3 protein-coding genes are annotated in these 8382 nt (G+C 44.4%); all 3 read right to left on the bottom strand.

Features of this window, described 5'->3' with window-relative positions:
* The coding region (locus tag ZA05_RS00555; protein WP_053989920.1) for a type IX secretion system membrane protein PorP/SprF at positions 1–817 on the bottom strand (817 nt) is incomplete at its 3' end.
* A gap of 29 nt (positions 818–846) precedes the next feature.
* The gene (locus ZA05_RS00550; protein ID WP_082333628.1) at positions 847–6642 is read right to left on the bottom strand and encodes a choice-of-anchor L domain-containing protein; all 5796 of its coding nucleotides are present in this window, start codon (positions 6640–6642) and stop codon (positions 847–849) included.
* Positions 6643–6682: 40 nt separating this feature from the next.
* The coding region (locus ZA05_RS00545; protein ID WP_053989918.1) for an OmpA family protein at positions 6683–8382 on the bottom strand (1700 nt) is incomplete at its 5' end.

The raw sequence follows: 8382 nt of genomic DNA, 5'->3' as shown, positions 1-8382 counted from the left end.
TGTCCGAGGTCACCCCGTCATAGGCATAACCGATGCGGAGGTTCGGCGTGATGCCGAAGTTCACCAATCCCGAGAACGAATCGTCCAATCGGTACGAGGCCCCGATCTCGAAGCGGTCGTAGAACAGTGCGTTCAGGTTCACGTCAAAGGAGGTCGGCGCAGAAAAGGCGGACTTCACCATGAACGAGGGCTTCAGCTTCGTGTTGTCCGATACCTCGAACACATAGCCCCCCGTCAAAAAGTAGTGGCTCACCTCTGAGCCAAGCTCGTAGCCATCGGCATCAAGGTGCACCGAGTTCAGCATGTTGGGCACGGAAAAGCCAACATAGTAGTGCTCCGTGTAGTAGAACAGCCCCGCACCGATGTTCGGCGTCACACTGTTGATGTTCTCTGAGAAGAACGGGTCGTTCTCATCGATCACGGACACATCGTCCAATAGGCCGATGTCGTGGAAGGTCGCCCCGGCCTTGATACCGAAGGCAAGGCGGTGCTCACCGCCAAGCTTTAGGGTATACGAGAAATCGGCATAGACGTTGTTCTCCATAACCGGACCGATCTGGTCGTTGATGAACGACAGCCCAAGACCCATATTGCTCCCGATGGGCGCGTGGCCAAAGAAGGTCCCCGTGCGTGGCGCCCCGTCGATGCCGCTCCACTGCCAGCGGTAGAGCACCCCTAGGCTAAGCGCCTCCTTCGAACCCGCATACGCCGGGTTCACTACGTTCATGTTGTACATGTACTGCGTGTACTGTGGGTCCTGTTGTGCGTACAGCTGTACGCACATCAATAGGACCATTGCCATATATATTCTTTTCATATGTCGCTTTTAGTTTTTCTTGGTTGCTTTTATTTGTTGATGTAAATCCAAGCACTACGTGTCTTACCATCTTCATACTCCATAGTGTAGAAATACGTTCCAACCGGAAGGTCCTCACCATCGTTGGTCTGGCCGTACCACTCGTTGGTATAGTTACGCTTAGAATACACTAAAGTTCCTAAACGGTTGAAGATCTCAATCTTGGTCACTCTAAAGTTGCTCAAGTCAAAGTAATCATTCATACCGTCTCCATTTGGTGAGATCCCTTGAGGAATAATACAAGTTTCTAATTGAATCACCGCTTGCTCAGTAATAGCGCTACAACCAGTATCATTAAAGATTACTTCTACTTCATAAGAACCACCCACAAGCACTGGTAAAGTCAATCCATTTTCACCTTCAACCAATACACCATCTTGGTACCAGTTGATAGATACTTCTTCCTCAGAGTAGTTCCCTGGTGTTGCCTCAATAATGATCGGCACCGTTGCATTAGGACATACTTCATAATCAAAGTCTTCAGTAAATGTAGTTACTGGAGAGGTTCCTATGGTCAGCATAAAACTATTAGTTACATAACAATCTGGCAAACCAGTTGTTTCAACACGCACCCAAACCGTTTCGTTTCCGGAACTTGTATAAGGGTTAGGAAGTGGGTTAGCAGCATCCATGGCATCCTGTTCAGAAGCATAATAAGTCACTGTATAAGCAGCAGCATCTTGACCGTCCAATATATAGGTACTATGTGCATCCAAGTCATACTCAGCAACACCGTCACCATCATTATCACACTCCAACAAATCAACACTAGTAGCCGTATGTGTTGGCGCAGTAATAATTAAATCGAAACTCGCATAAGACTTACAACCCAATTCTGTATCGTATACTCTCACCCAAATGGTTTGAGGCGATGTTATATTAGAATAAGGGGATGACAATGGGTTCACATCATCTATAGCGTCCTGCTCAGTCAAGTGGTAGGACACCGTAAACAATGCTGGGTCCAAATCTCCAAGTACCACAGGGTTGTTCTCTGTAAGGTCATACACTCCAAAAGGAGTAACAGAACAAACTTCTAGATCCATAGGCTCTGAAATTGCTGGATTAGGTAAATATTCTACAGTAATTGTGTCTTCAACATTACAAGTTGGAGAAAAAATAACCTGAGCTGTATATACTCCTTCTTCAGTAATTTCAAGGGTTGAAGCAGTTTCTCCTTCAACAATAAACCCATCCTTGTACCACACATGCTCCACTGATGGTGCTGCAGTATCTAAGATAATAGGCTCTCCATCACAGATAGCATTTCCAGACTCAATGGTAATGTCAATACCCAAATCGAAATTTCCAATATCAAAACTACCAGCCTTCAAAAATACCGCAGAATCCAATGCTGAATCCCCTTCATCGGCCATTACCAATTTGATATGGTAAGTTTCACCAATGTTTACTTCAGAGAAGGCAGTAAACTGTACCGTTCTACCATCGTAGATCATTGGAGGCAAGTTATCCGGCGTATAGCCACCAAAATACTCCTCATTGATTGCTCCACAAGAAGTGTTCTCTGGATGAATATTGGTCACCAAAATAGGTGTTGCCGTTCCTGGTAATACAGCCAAGTTGGTAGTTACTCCTAATTCATCCGTCAATAGGAAGGCAAAGGCATCTGAATAGTTACACTCGAAAGACCCTCCGTTGTACTCTTCAGAAGCCATGATAAAGTCAAAACTGATCTCATCTGCGAATGGCACGAAATCAAACTCAATGATAGACGCATTGTTGGTATTTCCACCTACAACCACATCCAAATCAGCATCTCCAGGCCAAGTATAACCTCCAGATGACGCAGTACCTGTATTAGGTCCACTAGCTAAAGCAGCATCGCCAGAAGCCAACATGATTCCATCATCGAATGGGAAACCTGGACTTTCTGTATAGAAATAGGCAATACCATTTACAGAATCATAATCGGTTCCTGTAGAATAAGTAATGTTTGAGATCTGCGCACACTCGTTGGCAATCAAAATATCAGTTACCAATTCTTCAACAGTATAAATTTCTGTATCTGAAATAATATTTCCTGGTGATGGCTTAACACAGATATCAAAAGTCGTTGCTATAGCCTCATCATCAAAAGAATAAACTCTTACATAATAAGTATTACCTACTGTTAAACCTTCTACAGCTCCAACGGTGGCAGTTGAACAGTATAATTCTGTTAGCGTTCCATCACAATCTCCCTCATACACACTAAAATCAAGGTTCAAGTTACCATTGCCTATGTTGAAAAGCGACACTACTTGTGCCTCTGTATTAGCTACAAATGTAAACCAAACATCATCATTAGGTGTACCTGTACAAGTTGGCTCAGCAATAGCCGATGGTGTTCCACCCGCAACTGTACCAGATGCAAACAAGGTACATTCGTCCAACTCATTCACTTCAACCGTAATGGCGTCACAAGGATCATCATTTTCTGGAGGACAAGCCAATACCAAAAATTCAGGGCTATAAATATCACAAGTAATATCATCATCATTAACAATTGCAATTTCTACAGCCGTATTAAAGGCGAATGGTCCCATTTGGTAAGTTCCAATGGCATCCGCTGTAAGGGTATTGTCATCATAGTCACTTGAAATGGTCAAGGACGATCCATCTCCCATACTTGTAATTTCTACATCTACCAAGAATTGATCACCATTTTCACAATCATCCACGATAGTGTAAGAAGCCTGAGGATTGATACAGGTAGCACAAGCAATTGTTACATCCAAAGATGCATAGGTAGTCCAAGTATCCTGACAACTAGTCCAAGCATTAGACTCTATCCAAAAAGAGATGGTGTCTCCAGTTGATTGGTAACTTACTCCGGTAAGGTCTCCATCCTCATCCAATCCGATGAATTCATCTGGAGTTAACTCCGTTCCATCGGTATCGTAAACGTGGAAATAGTCACCAAAAGTACTAAGCTCACCAGCATTCACATCAAAATTAAGTGGAGTTCCATCGTTGCTTGTAAATGTAAATACATTGGTATCACTGTTTTCATAACAGTACACGAAGTTCAATGGCTCATCTGCCTCACAATCTATATAGTTATCCAAACAGAATGGTTGGGTAACAGGCTGTCCTGATAAAGTACAGTTAGCATCATCGTCATTGGCAATTGTAAAGGATACCTCAGTTTCATTGGCATAAGGCCCAAAAGTATAAATCCCTGTTTCCGTTACCACTTGAGCATCACTTCCTTGATCATCTGTAATGGTATAAGACGTCGCCGACCCCATCTCAGAAAGATCTACTTCTACATTAAATTGAGGTCCGTTGATACAATCTGAAACAGGTGCATAAGACCAAGTTGGCAAATCACAAGTAGCACAGGTCACTGTATAATCAAGCTCTGTCTGACCTCCCGAAGCACAACTATTATATCCATCACCAGCAATCCAGAATGAGATAGTATCTCCTGTAGACTGCCACATTAATCCTCCTAAATCTCCATCGTTACCATAATAATCTGTTGGAGTCAATTCTGTTCCATCTGTATCATACACATGAACTTCATCCCAACCACTTTCAACAGTTCCTGAATTAAAGATTAAGAATAAAGATGTTCCATCATTACTTGTAAAGGTCAATGTATTACCATCATTGTTCTCGTAACAATAAGTGGCATCAAGAGCACCTTCTGTACAATCAATATAGTTGTCCAAACAGAACTCTTGGGTTACTGTTGGTCCTGTAAGGATACAGTTAACATCATCATCATTTTCAATAGTCAAGGCTACATCAGTAGTATTGTCATAAGGTCCAAAGGTATAAATTCCTATTTCAGTAACTGTTTGAGTATCGCCTCCTTGGTTATCTGAAATGGTATAGGAAGTACCTGTTCCCAAATCTGTTAAATCCACTTCAATATTGAACTGAGGTCCATTAATACAGTCTGAAACAACTTCATAGGACCACTCTGGGTTTGTACAGGTGGCACAAGATACTGTTATATCAATAGTCTCATAAGTAGTCCAAGTATCAGAACAACTTCCACTTCCATCTGCATCAACCGTAAAAGAAATGGTGTCTCCCGTAGACTGGTATACTCCAGATAAATCACCTGTAGTATCGGCTTCCGTAAGTTCAGTAGTTCCATCTGTATCATATACGATAAAATAATCCCAGTTGTTCTCTACATAACCTCCATTAACAGTTAAAGTTAACGGTGTCCCATCGTTACTGGTATAAGTAAAAATTACATCGTTATTAGGACCATAACAAAAGGTTGTACTTACAGGTCCTTCTGTACAGTCCACATAATTATCGGCACAAAATGGTTGCGTTAAGGCTCCACTGTCAATGATACAGTTGGCATCATCTGCATTCGCAACAGTAATGATAACATCTGTCGCGTTATCAAAAGGCCCAAAGGTATAGATCCCTAAATCAGTAACAGTTTGTTCAGCACTTCCTTGGTCATCGGTAAGTGTTAATGTAGTGGCAGACCCTAAACTGGTAACATCAGCTTCAATAAAAAATTGAGGCCCATTTATACAGTCACTTACCACTTCAAAAGTCACTTCATGATCAATACATGTGTTTTCAGTTATTGTCAAATCATATGGTGTACTCTGTGGACTCGCCCAAGTTGAAATTACAATATAATAGGTAGTTCCACCCGTAACAGAAAAATTATCCATAATCAAATCACCTCCACCCCAAGAAGTAACAACACCATTTTCACAAGCTACACCTATATCTTCACAGTCAGTATACACAAACATTCCAACATAGTTACCTGTTTCAGTAAGTTCGATATCAATAGAAGTATCTTCTGAAGGTGTATAAGCATACACCACGTCATCACCATTTAAATAGCTATAGGTAATACCACAACCAGATGATCCTGGAGAACCTGAATAATCGTCTAAATAATTAGACGTATCGTCAACTGTATTATATGGTAATTCGGTAACAATTATTGGATTGCCACAAGCTTCTCCCAAAGCACTAACATGGTATGTCAATGGCCCTACCCAAAGACTATAACCATCATCACCACAATCGGCTCTCACATAAAACTCATAATCAGCACCTTCAGTCAAATCAGTCACCTCATAAGAAGCAGCATCCACAGAAGTTCCTGAATCCGTGTCGGTAGGAGCTGCTGTACCAGCCTCTTGATTAATAACCTCCCAGGCCATTTCACTACCCCCTGCGGTCCAAGAAAAATTAGCAGTAGTTACGTCCAAAGCTACACCTAATTCCGATGGGAAATTACAAGTAGAATTATACACCATAACGTTATCTACCATCCAATACCAAGCCCAAACGTTAGCATCATCATAGTAAAAACGAATTTGCATATCGGCATTTATATATTCCGTAATATCAATATGCTTAAAGTCCGGATTCGCCCAAGACCCTACATCACCTTCAAGTGAAGTTTGGCTTAGGATCTCAACCCAATCTGTTCCATCAAACACTTCTACAACAGCCGAATCCCCTCCGCCATTGTTATAATATTGTTCGAAATCTAAAAATAAAGCTGTTGCTCCTGTAGCATCAAAAACAGGGGATGTAAGTGTCTCCTGTAATAATGTACCACTTCCTGCGGCATCACTATCCACCAAAGCACCATTGGTACCATCCAAACTATTGTCTGCCCAGCCCTGCAAATCGGACACCCAGGAATCACCTGTAGCGTCACCTCCATCTGTGACGGTCCAAGTTACCGGTATCCCAGCATCAAAGTTTTCCTCCAAATACGTCTGTGACTGTATCGGTAAATAGAAAACAAAAAATGTAAATAATAATAGTAGTTTTCTCATTGCATTTTGTGTTAGTTATAAAATTTATTAGGGTTTTGAATTATTCCACTTTAGGTCCACCACTTACGATGATGAACTCCGATCTACGGTTCAGCTGGTGCTGCTCCTCGCTGCAGTTTGCTCCGCAGTCCACCTTAGGTTCGGTCTCACCCTTGCCCTCTCCGGTAATACGGCTCTTGTCGATGCCCTTGGAGATCACGTACTGTGCCGTTGACTTCGCACGTCTATCAGACAGTGACATGTTGTAGGCGTCAGATCCTCGGCTGTCCGTATGAGAAGTCGCCAAGATCACCATCTCCGGGTACTTGGTCATCACCTGTACCAGTTTGTCAAGCTCAAAGGCTGCCTGTGCCGTGATGTTCGATTTATCAAAGTCGAAGTAGATTGGGTTGAGTACCACCTGGTCCGCTACGATAAGCTCCTCGATAGGTGCCAATTCTACAGACTCTTTTACTTCCTTCTCAAGGCTTCCCTCGATTGACACGCGCTTGCCGATGTGGTCCGCAGAGGTCACTCCAAGTTCCGTATCCGTCTCGCACAATACGCTGAAGCTTACCATACCCTGCGCATCGGAAACAGCACTGCCAAGTTCCTCTCCGTTGGCTCCGTATAATGTGGCCATAGCTCCCACAATCGCCTCTTTGCTCTTCTCATCTACAATCTTAACCAACAATTGGGTATCGCATGGTTCCTCTACCTTTCTTACGCGGTAGATATCGTCGTTGCCCTTCCCGCCTGCGCGGTTCGAGGACACATAGCCCATACCTGTCGCGTCGTCATAGCTAAGGGCAAAGTCGTCACCGCTGCTGTTCACAGGTACCCCCATGTTGTCAACTCCGGACATATCGGCCTTAGCCTGGAACATATCAAGCCCACCTAGGCCCAAGTGACCGTTCGAGGCAAAATAAAGCTCACCGTTGCTCCCCGCAAACGGGAACACCTCGTGCCCCTCCGTGTTGATCTTCGATCCAAGGTTCTCCGGTTCTCCAAGACTGCCATCGGCATTTATTGTTGCTTTATAAAGGTCAAAGCCGCCCATACCCCCCGGCATGTTGGAGGCAAAGTACAGGGTCTTCCCGTCCGCGCTCACCGCTGGGTCCTTTACCGAGTAGCTGTCGCTGTTCATCGCGAAGCCCTCTGCAGGTCCCCATTTGTTGTCATTCTTATTGGAGCGGAACAGGTGGATCACACTGATCTTCGTGCGGTCCTCCTTCTCGTATACCTTCTCGAAGAAGCTCTCACGTGAAAAGTACATCGTATTGCCGTCCGGTGTAAAGGACAGCGTACCCTCGTGGTACTTTGTGTTGATCTCCTTGCCCAACAGCTCACCTTCAGTGAAGCTGCCGTCCTCGCCCTTGGCAAACCTATAGATGTCAAGGAACGGCTCCCCGTTCCAACCATAGGTCTTGCGGCTCGTGTTACGGGCGGAGACCACGTAAAGCTCCCCGTCCTTCTCTACGGCCCCAAACTCAGAGTACTGTGTGTTCAGTGCCATGTCCTCCACCTCGAAGCGCTTGCGCGTAGACTTGATTGCCTCGATATAGTCCGGTGCAGAGCGGTAGGCCTTGGCGCGCTCGTCGCCAGGCGCCAGGGAGGCAAACTTCGCCATCTGCGCGTTCGACTCGCTGTACTTACCGTTGGCCTTCAGCATCTGGGCATATCTATAGACCATCTCAGGGTCCTGGTTGCCGGCCTCGATGGCCTTCGCGTACCAGCCCTCGGCCGCCTCCGTGTTGTAGA

The organism is Mangrovimonas sp. TPBH4, from assembly GCF_001280505.1.
In the GTDB taxonomy this organism is placed as follows: domain Bacteria; phylum Bacteroidota; class Bacteroidia; order Flavobacteriales; family Flavobacteriaceae; genus Mangrovimonas_A.
Note: the sequence above shows the minus strand (reverse complement) of the source record. Positions and strands in the feature narration are given on the sequence as shown.